Source organism: Brevibacterium sp. CT2-23B (genome assembly GCF_013168765.1).
In the GTDB taxonomy this organism is placed as follows: domain Bacteria; phylum Actinomycetota; class Actinomycetes; order Actinomycetales; family Brevibacteriaceae; genus Brevibacterium; species Brevibacterium sediminis.
Window position 1 is genome coordinate 875,504 of sequence record NZ_JABBYK010000001.1, and the last position, 25,957, is coordinate 901,460.

Sequence of the window (25,957 nt, forward strand, 5' to 3'; positions counted from 1 at the left end):
ACACCCGCCGTCTCACCCCTTGTCCTCGGAACAGCTGTGGCCGGTGCTGAATCGACTCTGGGCGTAGAGCGCAACCGAACCGCAGTGATCGGTGCGCAGCACGGGCACGGGGCCGAAGGAGCGCAGTGACTTCTCACTCGGATGCCCGTAGCTGTTCTCCCCCACCGAGACGACGCCGAGGCCGGGAGCCGCGGCCGCGAAGAACTCGGGAGCCAGATCGGAGGAACCATGGTGCGGTGCGACGAGCATATCCACCGGCCGCACCTGCTGGGCGAGCACATACTGCTCCTCGGCTCCGACGTCGCCGGGCAGCAGAGTGCTCAGACCTTCCTGTTCGACCCGCACCACCAGGGAGTCTTCGTTGCGCAGCTCCTCGTCCTCTGCCGCAGGTACCGAGCGCAGGGGCGGCCACAGCACCTCCAGGCTCGCTGCCTCGAAGCTCAGCGTCCGGCCGCGGTGGGTGGGAACCAGCTCGGCACCGGTGTCAGCGATCACGCGCCTGACTTCGGGCGAGGTCGCGACGTTCGCGGAGACGAACAGCCGATCGACCGTGCGCCCCCACGTCGTGCCCGCATAGCCGGCGAAATGGTCGGCGTCGAAGTGGGAGATGAGCAGATCGAATTCCTCGATCCCGGATTCGTCGAGGCAGGTGTCGATGGGTTTCGGCTCACGCCCAGTATCGACGACGAGACCCCGACCATCACCGAGGTTGATGATGGCAGCCGAACCCTGACCGACATCGCAGACGAGCACCAGCCAGTCCGCTGCAGGCGGCTTCGCCCTCACCGTGACGATGACGGCCGCCGTGAGCAGGCAGCACAGGACGAGGACGGGCAGACCCCAGAGGCGACGCCGCACGAGCATCCACGTACCGGTCACGGCGAGACCGAGCAGCCCGAGCGCCAGCAGCGTTCCGAGCGGCGGCACCGGCCAGTCCAGTGCCGCTCCCGGCAGTGCGGCGCAGAATCGGGCGACGAGGACGATCCACCAGGCAGGAAAGGACCCGATCCACGCCAGCAGGGCAGAGGCGAAGTCGGCTCCGGGCAGCCCTGTCGTCGCAACGCCGGTGGCCACGAGGCTGAGGAAGCCCGCCACCGTCGCCGGCATGACCGCGGGTGCGGCCGCGGCGTTGGCAGCGACCGACCACAGTCCGATGCGCGGGTCGATCGCCACCAGCACCGGGGTGCACGCGAGCTGGGCGACGAAGGGCACGATGAGCGCGGTCACGAGCACCGTGGGCAGCAGCGGCAGGTGCACGGCGAGACGGCGCAGCAGAATCGGGACGACGAACATGATCGCGGCCGTCGACACCACGGACAGGACGAACCCCACCGAGGTGGCCAACACCGGCACGAAGGCGAGCAGCAGGCTCGCGGTCGAGCACATGACCGCAACCGGGGAGATCCCGCCGCCGCGCAGGAAGACGAGCGCCGCAGCAATCGCCATGCCGGCGGCCCGGATGGCGCTGGGTTCGAATCCGACGATGAAGACGTAGCCGAGGCAGGTGAGCACTCCGATGCTCACGCGCAGCCGTGGACCGGCTCGGCAGGCGCCGGCGAGCAGTCCGGCACCGAGGCTGACGATCGTGACGTTGCTGCCCGACACGGCCGAGACGTGAGTGAGGGAGACGACCCGCATATCGTCGACCATTCGGTCGTCCTGGGGCGAGGTGTCACCGACGACGAGTCCGGGCAGCAGCCGTCCTCCGTCGTTGCCGGCGGCGAGAGAATCGACGCGGAGTTCGGTGCGCAGCCGCTCACGCCACTGCCACAGTCCGTTCGGTGCTTCGAGCACCTGTGGTTCCGTATCGGTCGAACGGATATCGTCGAGGCGCTGAGTGCGCATCCGCACGGTCGCTCCGTCGGCAGCGATCTCGGGACTGAGCACATGAGTGAATCCGGTGGTGGTGAGCAGGGTCAGTCGCGTCCAACCGGACGCTCCGGGTTCGCTGTGGCCGACGACGATCCCCGTGGTCTCGGCCTCATCATCCGGTCCGTGGGCGGCGGCCAGGGCGGTGATCTGGATCGTCAGCAGACATGTGAAGACGAGAACCCCGACACTGAGGTGGTGGTGCCGAAGCAGGATCACGATCCCGAGGAGTCCGAGCACGGGAACGCCGAAGAGCACCCACGGCTCCGGTGACAGGAGTGCGCTGGCCCAGAGCCCGACTGCACAGCAGAGGAGACGGACGGAGCCCGGCCACAGCGCCGCCCGCTCCCGCACCCAGGCAACCGCAGCCGCGCACACATGTCGCAGGGCAATCAGTCTGCGCTCCCACGCCTGCTGCCAGGATCGCCTCGTTCGCAGCTGTGAGTGCGCGGCTGCGGAACCCGGGTCAGCCGACCGTGACAAGGTCTTTGAGGCTTTCGAAGGTCTTCGGCCCGATGCCTTTGACGAGCAGCAGATCATCGACGCTCGCGAACGGCTGCTGGGTACGGTGGCTGATGATCGCCTCGGCTGTGACGGGTCCGACCCCGGGCAGCGTCTCGAGGGTCGTGGCATCGGCGGTGTTGAGGTCGACCTTCCCCGCCTGACCGGGTGCCCCGCCGCTCGCGGCTGCAGATGAATCCGCGGATCCCGGCGAACCGCCTCCTCCCGCGCCCCCTCCCCCACTTCCAGACGAACCGGTTCCGTCCTGACCGGTTCCGTCCTGACCGGTCCCGTTCGCCCCGGTCCCGTTCGCATCGGCACCATCGACTCCGGCTGCCGGTTCTTCGCCTTCTGTCGGGATGTGGATCTGCTCACCGTCGGCGAGCACGCGCGCCAGATTCACCGCTTCACCGTCGGCTCCGGCGCTCAGTCCTCCAGCGGCTTCGACGGCGTCTTGGACCCGCGCACCTGCCTTCAGCGTGACCACGGAGGGGTCGTTGACCGCCCCGGTGATATGGACGGTCACCTCGCCGTTCGCATTCGCCGACTTCGCCGAGGCGGCTCCTTCCTGTTCTGCGGCCGATCCCGCCGATCCCTCACCGGCTTCTCCTGTTTCACCTCCCTCGCCGGTCGCGGCAGGCGACTGACCGGTTCCTGTGCCTTGGCCGGGATCGTCACCGCCGCCCACGGGCGAATGCTGTGCAGCGGGACGGAAGAGGAAGAAGGCGAGAACGAGGATTCCGACCGTGGCGATGCCGAGAGCTGCCAGCACGGGCAGACGCACGCGACGGGGCTCGACGGGTTCTTCCTCACCGGCGGTGTCGGCGGTATAGACGTCGCCCGGCACCCAACCGCCGCGCTCGGCACTGGCGCCCAGGAGGCCGGCGAAACGATCATCCGGAGACACAGCCATGGTCCGAGGTTAGGAAGCGCCGGTACGCAGCGGCCAGGGCAGAAGCGTCGCCTGTGGACAGAGCATCTGCGTCCACAGGGCAGAGGTGATCAAGTCACCCGAGCATCCCCAGGCAGGAATGTGTGAGTCAGGGTGTGGTCTGCACGGTCACACCGACCGTACCGGGGCCGACATGCGCGGTGATGATCGTCGACAGCGTCCTGAACGACGAGTCGAATCCGAGCTCGCGCAGCCGTGAGCTCAACAGCTCGGCATCCGCTGTGTCCATCTCCCCTTCGGCGTTCTGGACCTCGACGTGCACGGTGTCCTCGGGATCGGCCACCTCCGCAGCGGCCTGCGCGGCCAAGGCGACGATCTTCTCCAGGGCTTTGGTGCGAGTGCGCACCCGGGCCAGCGGAACGACGACTCCAGCGCTGAGACCGAGCACGGGGACGATCTGCAGGGCCCGGCCGAGCAAGGAGGACGCGGCGCCGATCCGGCCGCCTCGGCGCAGGTGTTCGAGGCTGCCGGGGGCGAACACGGAACGGGTCTCGGCCGCGCACCAGTCGGCGATGGTTCCGGCGATCGATTCGACGTCGAGTCCCTGCCGGATCCCGGCCACGGCCACAGACAGTGCCCCGGCCAGTCCCGCCGAGGTGGTCCTCGAGTCGACGACATCGACGAGGATGTCCTCGGCTTCGGCGGCCTTGACCGCGGAATCGCGGGTGCCCGAGAGCTCCGCGGACATGGTCACGACGATGATGGCTTCCGCGCCGTCCTCGCGCAGCCGTGCATAGGCGTCGGAGAACTGGGCCGGGGTGGCCATGGACGTGGTGACCTCGACTCCGTCGGTCATCTTCGCGCACAGATGCCCGGCATCGACCTCACCGTCGGCGAAGGCGACTCCGCCGATGAGCACGGTCAGCGGCACCACGGCGAAGAGACCGCCGGTGGCCTCGCTCAGCGCTTCGCGTTCGTCCGCGGAGAGCTGCGCCGTGGAGTCGGTGACCAGCCCGATTCTCATGGACGGCCCAGGGCTCGGTAGGTCCAGCCCGCTGCCCGCCACAGTTCGGGAGTGAGCACATTGCGGCCGTCGACGAGCACTTTCCCACTCACGAGCTCGGCGGTCGCCGCCGGGTCGAGGTCGCGGTATTCGCGCCATTCCGTCAGCAGCAGCACGGCTTGCGCCCCGGTGATCGCCTCGGCGGTGTCGGCGACGTAGTCGAGTTCGGGGAATGACTTCTGCGCATTCCCGATCGCCTGCGGATCGGTGACGGTGACCAGCCCGCCCTGGGTGGCGATGAGCCTGGCCACGGCCAGGGCCGGCGAGTCGCGGACGTCATCGCTGTCGGGCTTGAACGCGGCGCCGAGGATGGTGATCTTCTTGCCGATGAACGACCCGCCCAGGGCGTCGCGGGCGATGTCGACCATCCTCACACGACGGCGCATGTTGATCGAGTCGATCTCCTTGAGGAACGCCACCGCCTGATCGGCGCCGAGCTCTCCGGCCCTGGCCATGAAGGCGCGGATGTCCTTGGGCAGGCATCCGCCGCCGAATCCGAGCCCGGCGTTGAGGAACTTGCGGCCGATCCGGTCATCCATGCCGATCGCGTCGGCGAGCAGGGTGACATCGGCTCCCGAGGCTTCGCAGAGTTCGGCCATGGCATTGATGAATGAGATCTTGGTGGCCAGGAACGAGTTCGCGGCGGTCTTGACCAGCTCAGCGGTCGCGAAGTCAGTGATCATCCGGGGCGTGTCTTCGGCGAGTATCGAGGCGTAGACCTCGTCGAGGGTCGCGGCCGCGGCCTGCCCCGGCTCACCGTCGGCGACTCCGTACACGAGACGATTCGGGTGGAGGGTGTCTTCGACGGCATGGCCCTCGCGCAGGAATTCCGGGTTCCACATCATGGCGGCGCCGGTGTCGGAGATGATTCCGGCCAGACGCTCGGCGGTGCCCACGGGAACGGTCGACTTTCCCACAACCACCGACGTCGCAGTCAGGTGCGGGTGCAGGGATTCCACGGCCGCATCGACATAGGTGACATCGGCGGCGAACTCACCGGGCTTCTGCGGAGTGCCTACACATACGAAGTGCACGGTGGCGTCGGCGGCGCGGGAGATATCGGTGGTGAATTCGAGTTTTCCGCGCTCCTGAGCCTTCACGAGGAGTTCACTCAGTCCCGGTTCGTAGAAGGGCGGACGACCGGAGGTCAGGGCCTCGACCTTCTCCGTGTCGACGTCGACTCCCGTGACCTCATGGCCCAGAGACGCCATGGCCGCCGCATGGACCGCGCCCAGATATCCGCAACCGATGACTGAAATCTTCAAACCGAGCTCTCCTGGGTATTGGCATGCGTTTTCGACCACACTATATGCCACCCGGTTGCACGATATGTGGAGGTTGAAACAGTAGGCTTGGAATTGTGAAGCGTTTCCTTGATTTCCTCACCAACTCACCGGCCGCCGTGACGTTTGCGGTGCTCACCGTGCTCGGCATCATCGCCTTCGCCATCCCCGGGCTGCACTCTGCAGCCTGGATCATCGGACTCGTGCTGTGCCTCGGCGTGATCGCCGCGCTGCTGATGTTCCACGGCGAATGGCGACGTGCTCAACAGCAGATCGACGCACTGCGCCAGCAGCTCAGCGTCGAGCGTGGTCGGATGGACACTCTCGGACTGACCCCGGTGGAGGACAAGGTCGAGCTGCTTCCCGATGAGCGTCGCGCCCGTCGCATCCTCGAGCTCATCCCGGACTCGTCGGGCCTCGTCCAGTCCCTGCGACTCGATGCGACCTTCGCCACCGTCGCCGTCGACGAACTCGAGCCGCTCACCACCTTCTGTGCCGAGTTCAAGAAGGCCAGCTTCGACAACCCCCGTTCGCACACCGCGTTCATGAACCTCTATCGGGCAGCCGAGGGGCTGTCGATCTGGGTGAAGGAGGAGACCCAAGTCTCTCCCGATGATGCCGGCACCCGTGAGATCCGTCCCGGCGATGCCCGCAAGGACGGCTGGCGCGGTTACACCGAGGCTCAGAGCCGGGGCGAACGCCTCAGCGACGACTTCGTCTCCTCCCGATGGGAGTTCAACCAGACAGCACTCGAACTCGGACTCGTCTCAGGCACCCCGCCGTTCAACGACTGACAACGTTCGACAGACGACGTTCGGTAAAAAATTGAGGCCCTCACATTGTGAGTGCCTCAATTGCTGCCAGTGTTCACGTGCTCGGCTCAGTGCCGGATCCACCACGAATCCAACGGAGCCACGGGGGTGCGGCGTTTGTGCTCTGAGCGGCGGTACTTCTCGATGAGCGCTGAGGCGGCCGCGGGCTCGATCTCCTTCCCCTCGAGGAAGTCATCGATCTGGTCATAGCTCAGACCCAGCGACGATTCGTCCGTCTGCCCGGGTTCGTCATCGAGCAGATCCGCGGTGGGGACCTTGACGATGAGATGTTCGGGAGCGCCGAGGTGGCGCAGCAGTTCCCGTCCCTGCCGTTTGTTCAGACCTGCCAGGGGGATGACGTCGGCCGCGCCGTCACCGAACTTCGTGAAGAACCCGGTGACCGCCTCGGCGGCGTGGTCCGTGCCGACGACGAGCGCTTTCTTCTCCCCTGCCAGCTCGAACTGGGCGATCATCCGCATCCGGGCCTTGACGTTGCCCTTGCCGAAATCGGTGATCGGCTCTCCGGTGGCCTTCTCGTACTCCTCGGCGGCCGCATCCGTGGCGGCGCCGATGTTGATCGCGAGTTCGTGATCGGCGGCGATGAACGACAGAGCGTCCTGGGCATCGGCCTCATCGGTCTGCACATGGTGAGGCAGGCGCACGGCCCAGAATTCGGCATCGGCCCCACGGCGGCGCAGGTCCTCCACCGCCAGCTGGCAGAGCCTGCCGGCCAGTGTGGAGTCCTGCCCGCCGCTGATGCCGAGCACGAGACCTCTGACTCCGGTGGTGAGCACATAGTCGACGAGGAACTCGACACGCCGGGCGATCTCCGTCGCCGGATCGATCTGCGGTCGCACGCCGAGGGCGTGCCGAATCTCGTCTTGGACTCTGTCGTTCGTCATGCTCACACCAGTCGTAGTCGGGGGCGAAGCGCCGCCGTTCGGCGCCCGCACTCATGCAGTCTCCCAGATGCCGTGTTACGGCGAAGTATCGGCCGGGTCTCAGGCGTCGGGGACGATGTTGACGAGCTTGGGGGCTCGCACGATCACCTTGCGCACTCCGGCGCCGCCGAGGGCCTTGACGGCGTTCGGCGATTCGAGAGCCAGCTTCTCGAGTTCTTCTGCGGTGATGTCCGGGGCCACCTCGAGCCGTGCGCGCACCTTGCCCTTGACCTGGACCACACAGGTCACGGTCTCGGCGACGAGGTGGTTCGGGTCCGCCTCGGGGAAGGCCGCATAGGTGACCGTCGACTCGTGTCCGAGACTTGACCACAGCTCTTCGGCCAGGTGCGGTGCGAAGGGTGCGAGCATGATCGTCAGCGGTTCGAGGACGTCCCGGGTCGCACCGCCCTGTTTGGTGGCATGGTTGGTGAGCACGATGAGCTTGGAGATCGCGGTGTTGAACCGCAGATGGTCCATGTCCTCGCGCACACCGTCGATGACCTGGTGGAGGACCTTGAGCGATTCGGCGTCGGCCTCACCGTCTGCGACCACGGACTCGCCGGTGGTCTCGTCGACGAAGAGTCGCCACACGCGCTGCAGGAACCGCTGTGCGCCGACGACGGCGCGGGTGTCCCAGGGACGGTCCTGCTCCAGCGGGCCCATCGACATCTCATAGACGCGGAAGGTGTCGGCACCGAAGGCGTCGTACATCTCGTCGGGCATGACGGAGTTCTTCAGCGATTTGCCGATCTTTCCGTACTCCCGATTGACCTGTTCGCCGTTGTACCAGAACGTCAGCTCACCGTTCGATTCGGTTCTCTCCTCCACCTCGGCGGCGGGGACGTAGACGCCGCGGGAATCGGTGTAGGCATAGGCCTGGATGTATCCCTGGTTGACCAGACGGTGGAACGGCTCGGACGAGGAGATGTGCCCGAGGTCGAAGAGGATCTTGTGCCAGAAGCGGGCATAGAGCAGGTGGAGCACAGCGTGCTCCTGTCCCCCGACGTAGAGGTCGGCGCCACCGCGCGGTTTCGAGGCCCGCGGGCCCAGCCAGTACTTCTCGTTGGCGGGGTCGACGAGGCGTTCGTCGTTGTGTGGGTCCGCGTAGCGCAGCTGGTACCACGAGGATCCGGCCCAGTTGGGCATCGTGTTCGTCTCACGCTGGTAGGTCTTCGGACCGTCGCCGAGGTCGAGTTCGATGCTCGTCCATTCCTGATTCCGGCTCAGCGCCGGTTCGGGACGGCTGTCGGCATCGTCGGGCGCGTAGGTCCGCGGTGCGAAATCGTCGACTTCGGGCAGCTGGACGGGCAGCATCTCGTCGGGCAGAGCAATCGGGGTGCCGTTCTCGTCGTAGACGATCGGGAACGGTTCGCCCCAGTAGCGCTGGCGCGAGAACAGCCAGTCGCGCAGACGGTACTGGGTGGACTCGGTGGCCAGTCCTTTTCCGGCCAGCCATTCGGTGACCCGGGCCTTCGCCGCGTCGATCTCGAGGCCGTTGATGTCGATCTCGGCGTTGGCCGAGTTGATCATCACGCCGGTGCCGGTGAACGGCGCGTCCTCGTCGTGGTCGGCCGGAGGCTGCACAGTGCGGATATAGGGCAGTCCGAACGCCTTTGCGAAGTCCCAGTCACGGGCGTCTTCGGCCGGCACGGCCATGATCGCTCCGGTGCCGTATCCCATGAGCACATAGTCGGCGATGAAGATCGGAACCTCGGCCCCGGTGGCCGGGTTGAGCGCATAGGAGCCGGTGAAGATGCCGGTCTTCTCCCGGCTCTGCTGCCGGTCGGCGTCGGTCTTGGCCGCAGCGGCGCGCTGGTAGGCGGCGATCGCCTCGGCGGGGGTGTCCTCTCCCCCACGCCAGGACTCGGGGGCGGACTCATCCCATGACTCAGCAGTCAGGTCGGCGACCTGCGGGTGTTCAGGGCTGAGGACGAGGTACGTGGCGCCGAACAGGGTGTCCGGGCGGGTGGTGTAGACCTCGATGTCGGACGCATCGTCACCGGCGATGGGCAGGCGCAGCAGGGCGCCCTTCGACCGGCCGATCCAATTGACCTGCATGGCGTGGATCGCATGCGGCCAGTCCAGCACGTCGAGGTCGTCGATGAGGCGGTCGGCGTACGCCGTGATGCGCATGTTCCACTGGCGCAGACGGCGGGTGAATACCGGGTAGTTTCCACGCTCGGACAGACCCTCGGCGGTGACCTCTTCATTGGCCAGCACGGTGCCCAACCCTGGGCACCAGTTGACCGGGGATTCGGAGACGTAGGCGAGGCGGTAGCCCTGCAGAATGTTCTCGCGCTCCGCCGAGCTCAGCTCCGACCAGGTGCGACCGTCGGGTGTGGGGCGGGCACCGGAGGCGAACTGCTCGATGAGCGTGTCGATCGGTCGAGCCGCGCCTTTGGCCTCACCATCCGGGGTGGTCGCCTCGGTGTCGTACCAGGAGTTGAAGATCTGCAGGAAGATCCACTGCGTCCATTTGACGAATTCGTCGTCGGTCGTGGCGAAGCGACGGCGCACATCGTGGGCCAGCCCCAGGCGACGCAGCTGCTCGGTCATGTTCGCGATATTGGCATCGGTGGTGATGCGCGGGTGCTGACCGGTCTGCACCGCGTAGAGATCGGCGGGCAGTCCGAAGGCGTCGTAGGACAGGGCGTGCATGACGTTGTGTCCGCGCATCCGCTGGTAGCGGCCGTAGACGTCGGTGCCGAGGTAGCCCAGCGGGTGGCCGACGTGCAGTCCCACACCGGAGGGGTACGGGAACATGTCCATGATGTACAGGGACTCGCGCTCGCTGAGGTCGGCCGGCGGACCGTAGGGCGACGAAGCATCCTGGGAGTCGAGCTCGCCGAGGTCTCCGGTGGGGTTCGGGGTGTGGAACGTGCCCGATTCCTCCCAAGTGCGCTGCCAAGACTTCTCGATCTTTTCGGCCAGCGCCGCATCATAGCGGAAACCGGTCTCCTCAGGGTTCGTCGTCATTACCTTCCTTCGCAGAACAGACGTGAGCGGGTTCTGACCATCGTACTCTGAACGCTCCCTGATTCGACTTGGTTAGACTGCTCACAGGTCAGCGGACGCCGGTTATCTCGGCAAACGTGATCGATTTCACTGAGACCCGGCCGAACTGTAAGATAACCGAGCAGTAACTTACGTCCTCGAAGGAGACTCATGAGCTCAACGACCATGCCGCAGTCGTCAACACCCGTCGTCGGTTTCGAGGTCGATACCGTCTCGTCGACCACCGATATCTTCCTCAGCACAGTCGCTGAGAACCCCAGCCGCCCTCTGGTCGCCAAGCCCGACGGGGACGGTTGGGACGAACTGACCGCGGCCGAATTCCTCGCTGAGGTCAAGGCGGCCGCGAAGGGGCTCATCGCCTTGGGCGTGGGAGTCGGTGACCGGATCGCGATCTTCGGCCCCACCTCCTACGAGTGGACGCTCAGCGACTATGCCATCTGGTACGCCGGCGGAATCTCCGTGCCGTTCTACGACACATCATCGGAGAGCCAGCTCGGTTGGATGCTCACCGACGCCGATGTCACTCGTGGGCTCGTCGCCTCACGCGAGCATGCCGATAGGGTGCGGGCGGCGGCCAAGGCTGCCGGACGGGAAGAGCCGGCCCTGCGGGTCTGGAACGAAGGCGCTTTCGCCGATCTCGCCGAGGCCGGCAAGGCCGTCACCGATGAGGAGCTCGAAGCCGCTCGCTCGCAGGTCGGCTCCGAATCCGTGGCGACGATCATCTACACCTCCGGCACCACCGGAAAGCCCAAGGGCTGTGTGCTCACCCACGCGAACTTCGTGCAGACCGCCCAGGCCGCGCGCCACCAGATCCCCAGCGTTCTCGACACGAAGATGCGCTGCCTGCTGTTCCTGCCGCAGGCTCACGTCTTCGCCCGGTTCATCGAGGTCCTGGCCATCAGCAACGGTGCTCTGCTGGCGCATCAGTCGGACCTGACGAAGCTCACCGATGCCATGGGCAGCTTCCGTCCCTCGTTCATCCTCGGTGTGCCCCGGGTCTTCGAGAAGGTCTTCAATTCCGCGCTGGCGACCGCTCAGGCAGGCGGCAAGGAGAAGATCTTCCGCCGTGCCGAGCAGGTCGCCGTCGCCTATTCGAAGGCACTCGACACCGGCAAGGTGCCCACCGGGCTGAAGCTCCAGCACGCCCTGTTCGACAAGCTCGTCTATTCGAAGCTGCGCGCGGTCATGGGCGACAACGTCACTCATGCGGTCTCCGGCGGCGGTGCGCTCGGCTCTCATCTCGGCCACTTCTTCCGCGGACTGGGCATCATCGTTCTCGAAGGCTACGGACTCACTGAGACCACGGCACCGATCACCGTCAATATTCCGGAGAAGTCGAAGATCGGAACCGTCGGCGTGCCGCTGCCGGGCGTCTCGGTGGCGATCGCTCCCGACGGTGAGATCCTGGCCAAGGGCGTGCCGGTCTTCCGCGAGTACTGGAACAACCCCGAGGCCACGGCCAAGGAGTTCCACGACGGTTGGTTCGGCACCGGTGACCTCGGCTCGCTCGATGACGACGGCTACCTCACGATCAACGGCCGCAAGAAGGAGATCATCGTGACCTCCAGCGGCAAGAACGTCGCCCCGGCTCCGCTCGAGGACGTGCTGCGTCGGCACCCGATCATCGGCCAGCCGGTGCTCGTCGGCGAGAACCGCAAATTCGTCTCGGCGCTGATCTTCCTCGATTCGGAGATGCTGCCGGGCTGGCTGAAGAACCACGATCTGCCGCAGATGAGTCTGCGCGAAGCCGCCGAGGACGATGCGGTCCAGGCCGAAGTGGCCAAGGCCGTCGACCAGATGAACAGGACCGTCTCGCGGGCCGAAGGAGTCAAGAAGTTCACAATCCTGCCGATCGAGCTCAGCGAGGAGAACGGCTACCTCTCTGCCAAGCAGTCGGTCAAGCGTCACCTCATCAATAAGGACTTCGCCGCCGAGATCGACGCGCTCTACGCCGGCTGACGCACAGCCGCTGCCGGCTGGGACACAGTCGCTGAACTCAGCCTGCGGGGTACGGCCCGGGCACGGACTCGAACGGTCCGTCCCGGGCCGTCGTCGTCCCACCTCGGTGGCGGTGGGCGGACTCTTCCCAATCGGGTCGGCACGGCAACGGTGACGTCGTCCCGCATCGGCGAGGGCTTGCCTCAGCGTCGTAAGCTGAGGACAGAAGTCGAACTCATCGATCTCATTGGAGGCAGCGTCATGTCCGAGACCACCGATCACACTCCCAGCTACGTGACGGAAGGGGCGGCATTCAACCGGGATACGAACTACATCGACGATCGCATCCTCAACGATCCGAACGCTCAGTGGCCCGTCGAACCGGGCCGGTACCGCCTCGTCGCCGCCCGCGCCTGTCCGTGGGCGAACCGGACGATCATCGTCCGACGCCTCCTCGGGCTCGAGGACGTCATCTCCCTCGGCATGCCCGGCCCCACTCATGATGCGCGGTCGTGGACGTTCGATCTCGATCCGGGCGGGGTGGATCCTGTGCTCGGCATCGAACGGCTGCAGCAGGCGTTCTTCGCCCGTTACCCGGACTATCCGCGCGGAATCACCGTGCCGGCCGTCGTCGACGTGCCCACCGGCGTCGTCGTCACCAACGACTTCCCGCAGATCACGGAGGACTTCTCCACCCAGTGGACCGAATACCACCGAGAGGGTGCCCCGAATCTCTGGCCCGAGGAATCGCGGGAGGAGATGGAGAAGGTGATGCGCCATATCTACACGGAGATCAACAACGGGGTCTACCGCTGCGGTTTCGCCGGCTCCCAGGACGCCTACGAGGCGGCCTTCGACCGCCTATTCAACGCGCTCGATATCGTCGAGGATCGGCTCAGCCGGTCACGGTTCCTCATGGGTGAGACCATCACCGAGGCGGATGTGCGACTGTTCACGACGCTCGTGCGCTTCGATCCCGTCTATTTCGGTCACTTCAAGTGCAACCGGCAGCCGCTCACGGCGTTCGAGAACCTGTGGGGCTACGCCCGCGACCTGTACCAGACGCCGGGCTTCGGCGACACGGTGGACTTCGAGCAGATCAAACAGCACTACTACATCGTCCACCAGGATGTGAACCCGACGCAGATCGTGCCCAAGGGCCCCGATCTCTCGGGTTGGCTCAGCGATCACGGTCGCGACCGGAAGTTTGGCGGATCCCCCTTCGGCGAGGGAACCGCTCCCGGACCCGTCGAGCCCGGCGAAGAGGTCACACCCGCGCATACGGCGACGGCTTGGGTGAGCTGAGCCGAGGAATCACCTCAGACCTCGAATTCTCCGGGCTCGATATGATCGTCTTCGGTCGTGTCGAGCCCGGCGGCTTTCTTCCGCCGCTGTTTGCGGACCTTGAACACGATCCACACGAGGACGAATACGACGACGGCGACGATGACGACGTTCTGGAAGTAGCCGGCGTAGGTCTCGACGACCGACCAGTTCTCACCGAGGGTGAAGCCTGCGACGATGAGGATCGTGTTCCAGATCGCGCTGCCGGCCGTGGTCAGCAGCAGGAACTTGGTCAGGCGCATGTCCCGCATTCCGGCGGGGATGGAGATGAGCGACCGGAAGATCGGGATCATCCGACCGAAGAACACGGCCTTGTCCCCGTGCTTGTCGAACCAGTCAACGGTCTTATGCACGTCGTCGACGTCGACCAACGGCATCTTCACCGCGATCCGGGCGATGCGTTCGATGCCGATCCACTTGCCCAGCGCCCACAGCAGAACCGCGCCGACGACCGAACCGATCGTCGCGAAGACGATCGCGGCCACAATGTTCATCTGGCCTTGGCTGGAGGTGAATCCGGCCAGAGGCAGGACGAGCTCACTGGGGATGGGCGGGAAGATGTTGTCGAGGAAGACCATGAACCCGACACCGGCCGGCCCCAGAGTCTCCATGATCGTCACGGTCCAGGCCGAGAACCCGCTGAGATTGTCAGCAGCGCTGCCGCCGGCGGCGAGGACATCGGCAGGGACTCCGCCGGCAGGCAGGCCGGCAAGGCTGTCGGTGGCAACGGGTGCGAAATCGGCAGTCGGAGCGAACGAATCAGTGATCGGCATGGTCAAAAGTCTAGATAAGGGCGCGGCCTGCCGCTCACAGTACGCTCACAGCGGCTAGTGTGGAAACGAACACCTCAGACCGGAATACGAACGCACCTTGCGGATACGCATCGAAGGAGCACACACGTGGCACCTGCCAAAGTACTGGCCTCGCGCAACACCGTCGCTGAGGTCGGCCACAATGCCGTCAACCGACCCGGACCCGCCCACCTCATGCGCGCAGTCCAGCGTTTCGGACAGCGTCTGGGCAATCAGTTCGGTGCCGCGATCACCTACTTCCTCGTTCTCGCGGTCATGCCCATCGCCATGGTCAGCCTCGCGAGCATCGGATTCGTCCTCGACGTCGCACGCCCCGAGCTCCTTCCCGAGGTCACGAAGCAGATCGAGACCTTCACTGCCGGCAACTCCTCGCTGACCGAGCAGCTCGAGAGCTTCCTCCTCGACTGGCAGGGAGTGGGAATCATCGGTATTCTCACCGGCCTCTACACAGGTCAGGGATTCATCGGCAACCTCGGTGCCGCGGTGAGAGCTCAGCTGCACGACGACTTCGACGATGCCGTGCCGGAGAAGTCCTTCGTCAGCAAGGTCATCAACAACGTGGTCACTCTCATCGGCCTCATCATCGGCCTGCTCCTGGCCGTGGCGCTCACGGTCGTCGGCACCGGTCTTCGCTCGATGATCGCCGACTTCCTCGGGCTCGGCGGATTCGCCGGCAGTCTGCTGTTCATCGTTCCGGTCATCCTCACCTTCGGCGCCGCCTGGCTGATCTTCTGGTTCCTGTTCACGATGCTGCCGGAGAAGCCGGTCGACAAGCAGGCGAAGAACCGCGGTTCGCTCATCGGCGCGACCGCGTTCCTCATCCTCATCAACTTCTCCACGGTGCTCGTCAATCTCTTCTCCGGGAACAAGGCCGCCGGTGTGTTCGGGTCGATCATCGCGATCATGCTCACCCTCAACGTCTTCGCCCGCATCATCCTGTTCATCGCCGCGTGGATCGGCACGGCGAAACCACCGCGGCCGCGCGAAGAGGAGCCGGAGTATCGGTTCGTCGAACCGAAGGTGCAGGCGCAGAGCCTCGGCGCGCTCATCACCGGTGCGGGAATCGTGGCGCTGACCCTGCTGGGCTTCAAACGGTTCGAGGAACGCCGGTCCGATCGCGAATAGGCGAGACGGTAGACTGTTGGCGCATCCGTTATAACTGACCGAGGGGACACGACCTTTGACTGACGCTACGACTGCTCGCCTGGACGATTGGGCGAAGAAGCAGACCGCCGCCGAAGAACTCATTCCGCTAGTCGGACGCCTGTACCGTGAGAACGACGTGCTGCTGACCCTGTTCGGGCGGTCGCTGCTGAACAAGTCGGTGACCGGCATGATCAAGGCGCACCGCTATGCTCGCCACTTCCTCGGCGAAGAGCTCGACATCCAGATCACCCACCGCATCGTCAAGGCGCTGTCGGGTCTCAATCTGGCTCCGGCTCGCATCGATCTGGGCCGTCTCATCGAGAAGCTCGATGATCCGAACGCGGACGTCGACGCCTTCCTCGCCGCCGAGCTCGCCGAGGTCGTCCAGTCGCAGTCCGGCAAGGGCGAGGTCCGCGACGTCGTCCTCTACGGCTTCGGTCGCATCGGTCGTCTGCTCGCCCGCATCCTCATCGATCGCGCCGGCGGAACCGGTATGCGTCTGCGTGCGATCGTCGTGCGCCGCAATGGGGAGAACGACATCGTCAAGCGCGCCTCCCTGCTGCGCCGTGACTCGGTGCACGGAGCCTTCGACGGCAGCATCGTCGTCGACGAGGAGAACAGCACCATCCAGGCCAACGGCACCCTCATCCAGGTCATCTACTCGAATGACCCGTCGGAGGTCGACTACACCGCCTACGGAATCGATGACGCCATCATCGTCGACAACACCGGAAAGTGGCGTGACGAAGAGGGCCTGTCCAAGCACCTCGCGTGTCCCGGTGCGTCGAAGGTCCTGCTCACGGCTCCCGGCAAGGGCGATGTGAAGAACATCGTCTTCGGAGTCAACGACGACGCGATCCTCGACACGGACACCATCGTCTCGGCAGCTTCGTGCACGACGAACGCGATCACCCCGGTGCTCAAGGCCATCAACGACAAGTTCGGCGTCCGCAACGGCCACGTCGAGACGGTCCACTCGTTCACGAACGACCAGAACCTCATCGACAACTTCCACAAGGGCTCCCGCCGCGGCCGTGCGGCCGGACTCAACATGGTCCTCACCGAGACCGGTGCCGCCAAGGCCGTCGCCAAGGCTCTGCCGGAGCTGGCCGGGAAGCTCTCGGGCAATGCGATCCGCGTACCCACCCCGAACGTGTCCATGGCGATCCTCAACCTCAACCTGGACAACGCCACCACCGTCGACGAGCTCAACACGTTCCTCCGCGAAGTGTCGATGCATTCGCCGCTGCGCAACCAGGTCGACTACGTCACCTCTCCCGAGCTCGTGTCCACCGACCTCGTCGGCTCCAAGCGGGCCGGTGTCGTCGACGGCCTGGCCACGATCGTCGATGAGGACCGCGTCGTCGTCTACGTCTGGTACGACAACGAATTCGGCTACTCCTGCCAGGTCGTGCGCTGCGTGGCCAAGATGGCCGACGTCGACGTCCCGGCATTTCCCTGATATCGCCGAGGCGGCCCACCGAAACGCTCGGATGAGCGCTCGGTGACCGGCTGAGACAGGCGCCCGGAGTCACATGACTCCGGGCGCCTTCGTCATTCACCTCCGTCTCCATCCCGTACCCTCGGTTGCAAGCTCTGTACTTCGGGCCGCACCATCTCTCACCGGTACTGCCACGCCCTACACCTCCCGCCGAAACCTCTCGGGAATGACAGAACCTCCCGCAGGAACGAGAGGTTCTGCCGGCAACGAGGTGTTCTGCCTAATTCGCGGCGTCGGACTCCATGGCCTCATGCAGCCAGATCGGGGTGAAGGTGGCGAATCGCTCCGCCAGATCATCGTCGCTGTCGAGGATGACGGCGAGTCGGTCATCGGCATTTGCCAGCTCATTCGCCCAGATGGGACCCAGGCAGGCCAGCAGCAGGCAGGCGATGACGACGGCGCCGGCCAGTATCGGAGTCTCAGCCCACAGCAGCATGCCGAACAGGATTCCGACGATGGCGAAGCCTACCGCGACGGCGAGTCCGGCATTCCGCGTCCGCGGCGCCTTGGCACGAGCCGGTCGCGACGCAGCGATCGAGTCGAGCACGTCCCGGTTGATCCGCGTCCAGGCGATGATCGCGCCCAGCGCGCAGACGATGCCGATCATGATGAGGCTGAACGCCGAGAACAGCAGCACCGCATCGATGTGATCTCCTTGGGCTTGGAGGGCGGCCCCGAGTCCGGCGACGAGCATTGCCAGGGCGAGCACCAGCATGCTGAGCAGACGGGCACGGCGCACGGCGATGAGTTCGGCGATCACCCTGGCCAGGAACACCCGCTCCGCCGCGGTGTCGTCGGCCTGGCTCACCGCACGTACCCGAGCTGCTTGTCCACGGTGTGCGGGAACTGCTCACCGGCCAGATACTGTTCGAACAGGGCGTGGAACTGCTCCGCCAGTCGCATTCTCCACCCGTCGGTATCACCGCTCATATGCGGGGTGATGATGACATTGTCCAGCGACCACAGAGGATGGTCGGCGGGCAGCGGCTCTTCGTCGAAGACGTCGAGTCCGGCCCCGCTGATCTGTCCCTCGCGCAGCGCGGTCACGAGTGCGTCGGTGTCGACTGTGTCTCCGCGTCCGACATTGATGAACACGGCGGTGTCGTCCATGGCGGCGAACGTCTCGGCGCCGATGAGCCTCTCGGTCTTCTCCGTCAGCGGTGCGATGTCGATGACCCAGTCGTATCCTGCAACGTGCTCGGGCAGGGTGGCGGAGTCGATCACCTCACCGAAGTCGGCGTCGCCGCTGCGGGCGCGCGATCCGGCTCCGGTGACGTCGATGTCGACGGCCTTCAGCAGGCGTGCGATGCCTCGACCGATGGCTCCGGTGCCGACGATGAGCGCCTTGGTGCCGACGATATCGCGGGTCGACCGGCGGTTCCACCTGCCCTCCGCTTGGTCGTCGAGCGAGCCGATCGAGCTCTTCGCGTGCATGAGGATGTAGCTGAGGACGAACTCGGCGATCGGGCGGTCGAAGATTCCCCGGGCGTTCGTCACCGTCACCGGTGAATCGACGAGCTCATCGAAGAGGAGCGAGTCCACGCCCGCCGCGGCGGCATGGACCCACTCGAGCTTGTCGGCGCTGCCATAGGCGTCCTTGAGCGCGGTGGAGAAGAAATCCCACATCAGCAGCACATCGGTGCCGGGCAGCGCCTGGGACAGGGTCGACGCCTCGGCGATGCGCAGTTCGATCCCGTCCCGCTCCCCCAGATCAGTGATCAGTGCGGGGATCTCGGTCCCGGGTGAGTTGAGTATGGTCAGTACCGTCATTCCTCGGCTCCTTGGACATTGGGCTTTCTGCCACACTAACCGATGAAGTCTCTGCCGGGGTGGAAACCGGCGCGGACACGGCACCCGCATGCTCGGCTTCGACATCGAGGCTCTCGCGCTTCGCCGGTTCGTTCTTCAGGGTCTGCGCCAGCGGAGTGTTCGGCAGGAAGCAGAGGAAGACGAAACCGAGGACGGCCAGCGGAGCCACCCACAGGAACAGTGGCACGAGGGCATCGTTGTAGGAGGTGATGATGAGCGAGTGCATCGGCTCCGGCAGCTTCGACACGATCTCCGGAGTCAGCCCCGTCGAGGAGATCTTGGGCATCTGGCCGTGTGGGGCCGCCTTCGCGATCTCCGTGATTCCGGACTTGATGTTGTCCATGAGCCGCTGGGTGAACACGGATCCGATGAAGGCCATGCCGAGTGTGGCGCCGACCTGGCGGAAGTAGTTGTTCGACGCGGTCGCGGTGCCGACCATGGACACCGGGAAGGCGTTCTGGACGACGAGGACGAGTGTCTGCATGCTCAGGCCCAGGCCGAGTCCGAGCAGCGCCAGGCAGCCGATGGTCTCCCAGGCCGAGCTCTCGGCCTTCAGCTGGGAGAGCAGGACTAGCGAGGCGGCCATGATGAGGATTCCGGTCAGCGGGTACTTCTTGTACTTGCCGGTGCGGGAGACGATGAACCCGACGAGAGTCGAGGACACGAGCATGGTGCCCATCATCGGCACCATCATCAGCCCGGCGACGGTGGCGTCGATTCCGTGGACCATCTGCAGGTAGGTCGGCATATAGGAGAGCACACCGAACATGCCGATGCCGACGAAGAGGCCGGCGATGGTGCACAGCAGGAAGTCGCGGTTGGTGAACAGGTGCATCGGGATTACCGGTTCGCTGACCTTGAGTTCGACGAAGACGAAGGCGACTGCGGCGATGATTCCGGTGACGATGAGCCCGTTGATCTGCCAGGATCCCCATTCATAGTCGTGTCCGCCCCAGGCGGAGGTGAGCACGATGCAGGAGGTGACGATCGAGATGAGCGCCATGCCGATGACATCGATCTTCGGGCGAGGGCCGGCACCCTTGGTGTGCTTGGGCACTTTGAGGAACACGGCGGCGGCGATGAGGGCGATGATGCCCAACGGGAAGTTGATGGCGAAAGCCCAACGCCAGCCGGGTCCTTCGGTCAGCCAGCCGCCGATCAGCGGTCCGGCCACGGACGACACGGCGAAGGCGGAGCCCATGATGCCCATGTATTTGCCGCGTTCGCGGGCGGGGACGACGGAGGCGATGATCGACTGTGAGAGGATCATCATTCCGCCGCCGCCGATGCCCTGGAGCACTCGACCGAAGATCAGCGTCGACATCTCATTCGCGATGAGGGCGAAGACCGAGCCGAGGAGGAAACAGCAGATCGCGAACATGAACAGCGGCTTCCGCCCGAACAGGTCGCCGACCTTGCCGTAGACGGGCATCATGATCGTCGAAGCGAGCATGAATGCGGTGGAGACCCACAGCATCTGGTCGACGCCGTCGAGTTCGCCGACGATGGTCGGCAGCGCGGTCGCCAGCACCGTCTGGTTGAGCGAGAACATGAACATCGCGATCATCAGGCCCACGAAGAGCAGAATGATCGCCGAGGTGGCCATCGGCTCTGTCTGTGCGTCGGGTCCCGCGGGGGCGGAGTTCTTCGAGGTGGTTGCCGTCATCGTCTTCTCATCGGTTTCGTGGTTGCTTCTCATCACAGCTTTCGTCATGGCAGTCGGTCCAGGACCTTGCGGAACAGGTTCAGGGAGTCTTCGAAGATCGCTTGGGTGCCGCCCTTGTCCTCGACCGCCTCAGGATCGGCCTTGATCACCTGTCCAGCATGGTTGAGCGGGACCCGGCAGAGTAGGGTGAGCATGCGCGCGCTGCGCCAGGCGGAGTCCTCTGAGGAGAACTCCTGGCCGAGGTGTCGCAGTCGGTCGAGCACGTGACCGGTGACGATCTCTTCGAGTTCTTCTGCTCGGTCGAAGCTCTTGCTCACGAGTTCCGGATACAGCGCGAAGAGGCGGCGTCGCCGCGCCGGAAGTTTCGGATCGACGGAGCCGACGAGCAGCGCTTCGCGGACGAAGCGCGCCGTGTCCTCGGCCAGCGTGTCGAGCCCGGCGGGGCTGTGGACATAGTCGAAGGCGAGGCCCTCATCGACGCCGACCTCGGCTCCGAGGCCGACGATCGCGTCCTCCTTCGTCTCGAAGTAGTTGAAGAAGGTTCGTGTGGACACTCCCGCGTCGGCGGCGATCGTCGCCACGGTGGCGCAGGCCAAGCCGTCTTCGAGCACGCGAGTGATCGCCGCTTCGTGGAGGGCGTTGCGAGTCAGGCGCGCCTTTTTCGAGCGCAGGGATTCTTCAGCGGACATAGGTACATTTTGCACCACATGCAAACTTTCACCAACTGCAAATCTGCAATTGTGCACTATTTCACTGTGCGCAGTCTTTCACATGAGCATCTTCAGCCGTGCCCGGTGCTGCTCGAGGGTCTGCAGCTGACCGAGCAGTGCTGCCTGACCTGCTCCGTCGGCGGTGTCCTGGCGCTGCAGGCGGGAGTGGAGTTCCTTGGCGATGCGTTCGAGGTCGTAGTCGAAGAGGCGAGCGACGATCCCGCGGGCGAACCGATCGATCCCGTCTCCCTCGATGACAGGCAGCGGGGTCACGAGCAGCTGGGCCACATAGGGCTTGAGGTCCTCGGCTGCGGCGTCGAGCACGCGTTCGGCCCATTTCGACTGAGCCGTGCCGGCTGCACCCAGTCCCCCGGCCTGTTTGATGGCGTCCTGGATCCGCCGGTAGCCGGGGTGCTCGAAGGCCTTCGCGGACAGCGAGTCGAAGAGCTTCGCATTGACCACCTCCGGATGTTGGAGGGCGACCATGAGAGCCCCCTTCTCCGTCTTCAGCCGGGCGGGGCTGATCGGGGCCGAGAGGTTCGAGACGTCGGGGCGTTCGTCGTAGACGTATTCGATGCTGCGTTCATCGGAGACCTCCCCCGCCGAGGCGGGACCGGGCCCGCGTGCGCCTCCGGACGGGGCGATTCCCGGCTCGGTACCGGGACCGGTCCCCTGTCCCGGACCGGGCCCGTGCCCGGGTCCGGATGTGGCCGGCGACGAGGGTGCGGGTGAGCTCGGTGCCGGCGGTGGGCCGTCGCGGTAGGACGACTGGCGGGCGGGCGCCTCGGCGGGCTGGCGGTTCTGCTTCGGTTGGCGGGCGGCGGTGCGGACCGCGGCCTCCACCTCGTCGATATCGACGCCGATGCGACCGGCGACGAACCGGTAGTAATGGGAGAGGCTGTTGCGGTCGCGGATGTCGGTGAGCACCTCGGCGGCGGCGCGGACCGCGGAGATCCGTCCTTCGACGGTGTCGAGGTCGAAGCGGGAGATCGCGGTGGTGATGACGAACTCGAAGAGCGGCTTGCAGCCGTCGATGAGTTCGCGCAGGGCCGCGTCGCCCTTCTGCATGCGCAGGTCACAGGGATCGAGGCCATCGGGTTCGACGGCGACGAAGGTCTGGGCGGTGAACAGGTTCTCGAATTCGAAGGCTTTGAGCGCAGCCTTCTGACCGGCGGCGTCGCCGTCGAAGGTGAAGATCACCTGTCCGGTCGGGTCGTCGCCGAGGAGGCGGCGGATGATCTTCACGTGTTCGGCGCCGAAGGCCGTGCCGCAGGTGGCCACGGCCTGGTCGACTCCGGCGAGGTGGGCGGCCATGACGTCGGTGTAGCCCTCGACGACGACGACGCGTTTGGTCTTCGCGATGGACTTCTTCGCCAGGTCGAGTCCGTAGAGAACCTGATTCTTGTGATAGAGAGCGGTCTCGGGAGTGTTGAGGTACTTCGGTCCCTTGTCATCGTCATAGAGTCGGCGGGCGCCGAAGCCGATGGTCCGGGCGGTCATGTCCTTGATCGGCCAGATCACCCGACCACGGAATCGGTCGTAGATTCCCCGACCGCCCTCGCTGGCCAGGCCGCCGGCGAGGATCTCCTCATCGGTGAAGCCGGCCTTGCGCAGATGGCTCGTCAGGGCATCCCAGGATTTCGGGGCGAACCCTATGCCGAATTCCCGGCTCGACTCGGCGGGAAAACCGCGGCCGGACAGGAACTCCCGGCCGATCTGCCCGGCCTCGGACTCGAGGGCCTGGGCGAAGAAGCGCCCCGCGACCTCGTGCATCTCCAGCAGTCGCTGCCTGCGGCTGGCCTGTTCCCGGTCCGGGCCCTTCCCATCCTCGTAGCGCAGGTGCATTCCGGCCTTGCCGGCCAGCGTCTCGACGGCTTCGACGAAGCTGAGCTGTTCGACCTTCTGCAGGAAGGTGAACACGTCTCCGGACTCACCGCAGCCGAAGCAGTGGTACATCCCGACCTGCGGACGCACCGTGAACGACGGAGTCTTCTCGTCGTGGAACGGGCACAGTCCTTTGAGGGATCCGATGCCCGCGGTCTTGAGGGTGACGAATTCCCCGATCACCTCGTCGATGCGGGTGCGGCTGCGCAGTTCGTCGATGTCCTCGCGTTTGATGAGTCCGGCCATGGTCTAGAGCCGATCCTCCGCTCCGGCGTTGAGGTGGTGGTACAGGGCCCAGGCGGAATGGTCGGTCAGGGAGGCGATCTGGTCGACGATGACGCGTAGTCGTGCGGAGTCGTCGGCGGCCTCGGCGTGGTCGGCGCGGAACATCGGATCGAGCATGTCCGGTGACTGCGAGTACCATTCGGCGAGTTCGTTGATGACCGCCGCCTGGATGTCATGCAGCCGCAGTCGATCCTCGGCGACCATGACCGTCAGCGTGGCCATGCCTTTGAGCACGGCGATCTCCACGGTGGTCGCCTCGGGGACGACGAGCGAGGCCGAGTATCGGGCGAGGGGCTCCCAGCCGAATTCCTCACGGGTCGCGGATTCCGCGGCACCGACGAAGCGCCCGATGAGCTGACTGGTCATGTGTTTGAGGCCGGCCTGAGCACGTCGGGATCCGTCGAAGGCCTCCTTGGGCCAGTAGGCGGCGGCCTGCAGTCGGCCGAGTGCCTTGTCCATCTCCGCATCGGTGGTCTCCGGCAGGTACCACTGACGGGTGATGTCGAAGAGCTCGGCCCGCCGCTCATCGGCGGCGAAGTCGGCAAGGTCCAGATGGCCTGCGACGATGGCGTCCTCGACATCGTGGACGGAATAGGAGATGTCGTCGGCCAAGTCCATGACCTGGGCTTCGATGCATTTCTGGCCGTTGTCGATGCCGTCGCGGTAGAAGTCGAAGACAGCCCGGTCGTCATCGTAGACACCGAATTTGCGCACCCCGGAGTCGCGGCGACCGGCCGTGGCTTCGGCTCGCGGCCATGGGTACTTCGTCAGTGCATCGAGGCTCGCGCGGGAGAGGTTGAGGCCGGCCGGGCGGCCGTCATCGGCGATGACCTTCGGTTCGATCCGGGTGACCAGACGCAGGGTCTGGGCATTGCCCTCGAAGCCGCCGATGTCTGCGCACAGGGCATCGAGGATCGTCTCACCATGGTGGCCGAAAGGAGGGTGTCCGAGGTCGTGGGACAGACATGCGGTGTCGACGATATCGGGATCGCAGCCGAGGTAGCGGGCGAGTTCGCGGCCGACCTGGGCGACCTCGAGGGAATGAGTGAGACGGGTGCGGACGAAATCGTCCGTGCCCGGGGACACGACCTGGGTCTTCGCGCCGAGGCGGCGCAGACCCGAGGAGTGGAGGACGCGGGCGCGGTCGCGTTGGAAGGCCGAGCGCCGCGGATTCTTCGCCGGTTCGCTCACCCACCGCTCCTCGTCCCACGACGAGTAGACCGCCACGGTCCCCGTCCCCACCGAGGTGTGCGGGTGAGTGTCGAAGGGCATTCTCATCCTCCTGAGATGTCGAGTTCGGCCTCCGACAGCAGCGACTTCCCGCTGGGATCGAAGATGCGGGAGTCCAACCACCCCTCGGGCAGGTGCGGCTTCTTCGGCCGGGTGGTGCGGCCGCGGGACCCTTCGGCGGCTTCTCCCGGGTAGGGCGCGGTCATGTCGAGCTGGTCGAGCAGTCCGGCGAGTTCCTCGAGAGAGGAGACCATGGCCAGCTGGCTGCGCAGCTCTCCCCCGACGGGGTAGCCCTTGAAGTACCAGGCGATGTGTTTGCGCAGGTCACGGACACCGAGGAATTCGTCCTCGAAGTGATCGACGAGGTATTCGCCGTGTTTGTACACGGCACGAGCCACCTCGGCGAGTCCGGGACGGTGGCGTTCGTCGCTGCCGTTCAGCGCGTTCGCGAGGTCGCCGAACAGCCACGGCCGGCCCTGACAGCCGCGCCCGATGACGACGCCGTCGCAGCCGGTCTTGGCCATCATGTCCAGGGCATCTTCGGCGGCGAAGATATCACCGTTGCCGAGCACCGGAACGGTGTCGCCGAGGTGGTCCTTGAGCCGGGCGATCGCGTCCCAGTCCGCGGTCCCCGAGTAGAGATCGGCCGCGGTGCGGCCGTGCAGTGCGACGGCGGCGACGCCGGCGTTGCGCGCGGTCTCGGCGGCGTCGAGGAAGGTCGTGTGGTCAGCGTCGATGCCTTTGCGCATCTTCACGGTCACGGGCACGTCCCGGCGGGCCGCCTCGGTGACGGCCGTGGTGACGATGGATTTGAACAGGTCCTGCTTCCACGGCAGCGCGGAGCCGCCGCCCTTGCGGGTGACCTTGGGGACGGGGCAGCCGAAGTTGAGGTCGATGTGATCGGCGCGGTCCTCTTCGACGAGCATCCGCACGGCCTGGCCCATGGTCACCGGATCGACTCCGTAGAGCTGGACGGAGCGTGGGGTCTCATAGGGCTCGTGGTGAATGATGCGCATCGTCTTCGGATTGCGCTCGACCAGGGCCCGGGTGGTGACCATTTCGGTCACGTACAGGCCGGCGCCGTATTCGCGGCACAGACGGCGGAAGGCGGTGTTCGTGATTCCGGCCATGGGCGCGAGCACGACGGGCGAGGACAGCTCGATGGGCCCGATGCGCAGGGCTGTTTCGGGCTTCGGGGATGCGGCTTCTGGGGCAGGGCTGATGACACTCACGCAACCATTATCCCAGTCAAGTCA

At 65.6% G+C, this 25,957-nt stretch carries 19 protein-coding genes; 5 read left to right on the top strand and 14 right to left on the bottom strand.

Translation table 11 applies throughout. From position 1 onward, the window contains the following. Positions 1 to 12: 12 nt before the first annotated feature. The 4 genes from HIM68_RS04105 to HIM68_RS04120 form a co-directional block, all read right to left on the bottom strand. The gene (locus HIM68_RS04105; protein WP_253903701.1) at positions 13 to 2,352 is read right to left on the bottom strand and encodes a ComEC/Rec2 family competence protein; all 2,340 of its coding nucleotides are present in this window, start codon (positions 2,350 to 2,352) and stop codon (positions 13 to 15) included. Then, positions 2,336 to 3,283, bottom strand: a complete 948-nt coding sequence (locus HIM68_RS04110) for a ComEA family DNA-binding protein (RefSeq protein ID WP_172169787.1) — start codon at positions 3,281 to 3,283, stop codon at positions 2,336 to 2,338. The genes HIM68_RS04105 and HIM68_RS04110 overlap by 17 nt, the downstream gene beginning before the upstream one ends. A 127-nt stretch (positions 3,284 to 3,410) precedes the next feature. Beyond that, entirely contained in the window at positions 3,411 to 4,286 is an 876-nt protein-coding gene (locus HIM68_RS04115; RefSeq protein ID WP_139908148.1) for a DegV family protein, read from the bottom strand. Further along, positions 4,283 to 5,590, bottom strand: a complete 1,308-nt coding sequence (locus HIM68_RS04120; RefSeq protein WP_139908149.1) for a UDP-glucose/GDP-mannose dehydrogenase family protein — start codon at positions 5,588 to 5,590, stop codon at positions 4,283 to 4,285. The genes HIM68_RS04115 and HIM68_RS04120 overlap by 4 nt, the downstream gene beginning before the upstream one ends. 95 nt (positions 5,591 to 5,685) lie before the next feature. On the opposite strand from HIM68_RS04120, the gene HIM68_RS04125 reads away from it, so the two are divergent. After that, complete coding sequence (locus tag HIM68_RS04125) at positions 5,686 to 6,402, top strand: hypothetical protein (protein WP_172169790.1); 717 nt, start codon at positions 5,686 to 5,688, stop codon at positions 6,400 to 6,402. A gap of 86 nt (positions 6,403 to 6,488) precedes the next feature. Here the strand turns inward: HIM68_RS04125 and nadE are convergent, their stop codons facing one another. Both nadE and leuS read right to left on the bottom strand, forming a co-directional pair. After that, a complete protein-coding gene (nadE, locus tag HIM68_RS04130) occupies positions 6,489 to 7,322 on the bottom strand; it encodes an ammonia-dependent NAD(+) synthetase (RefSeq protein ID WP_139467382.1) in 834 nt (277 codons plus the stop codon). A 99-nt stretch (positions 7,323 to 7,421) separates the two neighbouring features. Beyond that, positions 7,422 to 10,337 (bottom strand): leucine--tRNA ligase, encoded by a 2,916-nt coding sequence (leuS, locus tag HIM68_RS04135; protein ID WP_172169793.1) that lies wholly within the window; start codon positions 10,335 to 10,337, stop codon positions 7,422 to 7,424. A 189-nt stretch (positions 10,338 to 10,526) separates the two neighbouring features. Between leuS and HIM68_RS04140 the strand changes: the two genes are divergently transcribed. Together HIM68_RS04140 and HIM68_RS04145 are read left to right on the top strand one after the other, a co-directional pair. Beyond that, complete coding sequence (locus tag HIM68_RS04140; RefSeq protein WP_172169796.1) at positions 10,527 to 12,335, top strand: long-chain fatty acid--CoA ligase; 1,809 nt, start codon at positions 10,527 to 10,529, stop codon at positions 12,333 to 12,335. Positions 12,336 to 12,575: 240 nt separating this feature from the next. After that, positions 12,576 to 13,619: a glutathione S-transferase C-terminal domain-containing protein gene (locus HIM68_RS04145; protein WP_172169799.1), complete on the top strand. Its 1,044-nt coding sequence runs from the start codon at positions 12,576 to 12,578 to the stop codon at positions 13,617 to 13,619. Positions 13,620 to 13,633: 14 nt separating this feature from the next. Here the strand turns inward: HIM68_RS04145 and HIM68_RS04150 are convergent, their stop codons facing one another. Further along, positions 13,634 to 14,431 carry a DedA family protein gene (locus HIM68_RS04150; RefSeq protein WP_367647425.1) on the bottom strand — a complete coding sequence of 266 codons (798 nt, stop codon included), beginning with the start codon at positions 14,429 to 14,431 and terminating at the stop codon, positions 13,634 to 13,636. A gap of 126 nt (positions 14,432 to 14,557) precedes the next feature. Between HIM68_RS04150 and HIM68_RS04155 the strand changes: the two genes are divergently transcribed. Together HIM68_RS04155 and HIM68_RS04160 are read left to right on the top strand one after the other, a co-directional pair. After that, on the top strand, positions 14,558 to 15,595 hold the full coding sequence (locus HIM68_RS04155; RefSeq protein ID WP_139908153.1) for a YhjD/YihY/BrkB family envelope integrity protein: 1,038 nt from the start codon (positions 14,558 to 14,560) through the stop codon (positions 15,593 to 15,595). 55 nt (positions 15,596 to 15,650) lie between these two features. After that, positions 15,651 to 17,078: a glyceraldehyde-3-phosphate dehydrogenase gene (locus tag HIM68_RS04160; RefSeq protein WP_139467387.1), complete on the top strand. Its 1,428-nt coding sequence runs from the start codon at positions 15,651 to 15,653 to the stop codon at positions 17,076 to 17,078. A gap of 259 nt (positions 17,079 to 17,337) precedes the next feature. Here HIM68_RS04160 and HIM68_RS04165 read toward each other — a convergent pair whose 3' ends face one another. The 7 genes from HIM68_RS04165 to dusB form a co-directional block, all read right to left on the bottom strand. Next, on the bottom strand, positions 17,338 to 17,925 hold the full coding sequence (locus tag HIM68_RS04165; protein WP_172169802.1) for a hypothetical protein: 588 nt from the start codon (positions 17,923 to 17,925) through the stop codon (positions 17,338 to 17,340). Beyond that, on the bottom strand, positions 17,922 to 18,887 hold the full coding sequence (locus HIM68_RS04170; RefSeq protein ID WP_172169805.1) for a D-2-hydroxyacid dehydrogenase: 966 nt from the start codon (positions 18,885 to 18,887) through the stop codon (positions 17,922 to 17,924). Before HIM68_RS04170 ends, HIM68_RS04165 begins: the two co-directional genes overlap by 4 nt. Next, positions 18,829 to 20,592: an MDR family MFS transporter gene (locus HIM68_RS04175; RefSeq protein WP_253903702.1), complete on the bottom strand. Its 1,764-nt coding sequence runs from the start codon at positions 20,590 to 20,592 to the stop codon at positions 18,829 to 18,831. Before HIM68_RS04175 ends, HIM68_RS04170 begins: the two co-directional genes overlap by 59 nt. A gap of 44 nt (positions 20,593 to 20,636) precedes the next feature. Next, positions 20,637 to 21,281, bottom strand: a complete 645-nt coding sequence (locus tag HIM68_RS04180) for a TetR/AcrR family transcriptional regulator (protein ID WP_172169809.1) — start codon at positions 21,279 to 21,281, stop codon at positions 20,637 to 20,639. 78 nt (positions 21,282 to 21,359) lie between these two features. Beyond that, a complete protein-coding gene (gene dnaG / locus HIM68_RS04185; protein WP_172169811.1) occupies positions 21,360 to 23,432 on the bottom strand; it encodes a DNA primase in 2,073 nt (690 codons plus the stop codon). 3 nt (positions 23,433 to 23,435) lie between these two features. Further along, positions 23,436 to 24,743, bottom strand: a complete 1,308-nt coding sequence (locus HIM68_RS04190; protein ID WP_172169813.1) for a deoxyguanosinetriphosphate triphosphohydrolase — start codon at positions 24,741 to 24,743, stop codon at positions 23,436 to 23,438. Between the two features lie 2 nt (positions 24,744 to 24,745). Continuing rightward, a complete protein-coding gene (dusB, locus tag HIM68_RS04195; protein WP_172169815.1) occupies positions 24,746 to 25,933 on the bottom strand; it encodes a tRNA dihydrouridine synthase DusB in 1,188 nt (395 codons plus the stop codon). Positions 25,934 to 25,957: the final 24 nt, after the last annotated feature.

Coding starts and splice junctions, on each gene's coding strand:
- HIM68_RS04110 (WP_172169787.1), bottom strand. CDS start 3,283: ATGGCTGTGTCTCCGGATGATCGTTTCGCCGGCCTCCTGGGCGCCAGT.
- HIM68_RS04150 (WP_367647425.1), bottom strand. CDS start 14,431: ATGCCGATCACTGATTCGTTCGCTCCGACTGCCGATTTCGCACCCGTT.
- HIM68_RS04140 (WP_172169796.1), top strand. CDS start 10,527: ATGAGCTCAACGACCATGCCGCAGTCGTCAACACCCGTCGTCGGTTTC.
- HIM68_RS04170 (WP_172169805.1), bottom strand. CDS start 18,887: ATGACGGTACTGACCATACTCAACTCACCCGGGACCGAGATCCCCGCA.
- HIM68_RS04115 (WP_139908148.1), bottom strand. CDS start 4,286: ATGAGAATCGGGCTGGTCACCGACTCCACGGCGCAGCTCTCCGCGGAC.
- HIM68_RS04145 (WP_172169799.1), top strand. CDS start 12,576: ATGTCCGAGACCACCGATCACACTCCCAGCTACGTGACGGAAGGGGCG.
- dnaG (WP_172169811.1), bottom strand. CDS start 23,432: ATGGCCGGACTCATCAAACGCGAGGACATCGACGAACTGCGCAGCCGC.
- leuS (WP_172169793.1), bottom strand. CDS start 10,337: ATGACGACGAACCCTGAGGAGACCGGTTTCCGCTATGATGCGGCGCTG.
- nadE (WP_139467382.1), bottom strand. CDS start 7,322: ATGACGAACGACAGAGTCCAAGACGAGATTCGGCACGCCCTCGGCGTG.
- HIM68_RS04190 (WP_172169813.1), bottom strand. CDS start 24,743: ATGCCCTTCGACACTCACCCGCACACCTCGGTGGGGACGGGGACCGTG.
- HIM68_RS04175 (WP_253903702.1), bottom strand. CDS start 20,592: ATGACGGCAACCACCTCGAAGAACTCCGCCCCCGCGGGACCCGACGCA.
- HIM68_RS04180 (WP_172169809.1), bottom strand. CDS start 21,281: ATGTCCGCTGAAGAATCCCTGCGCTCGAAAAAGGCGCGCCTGACTCGC.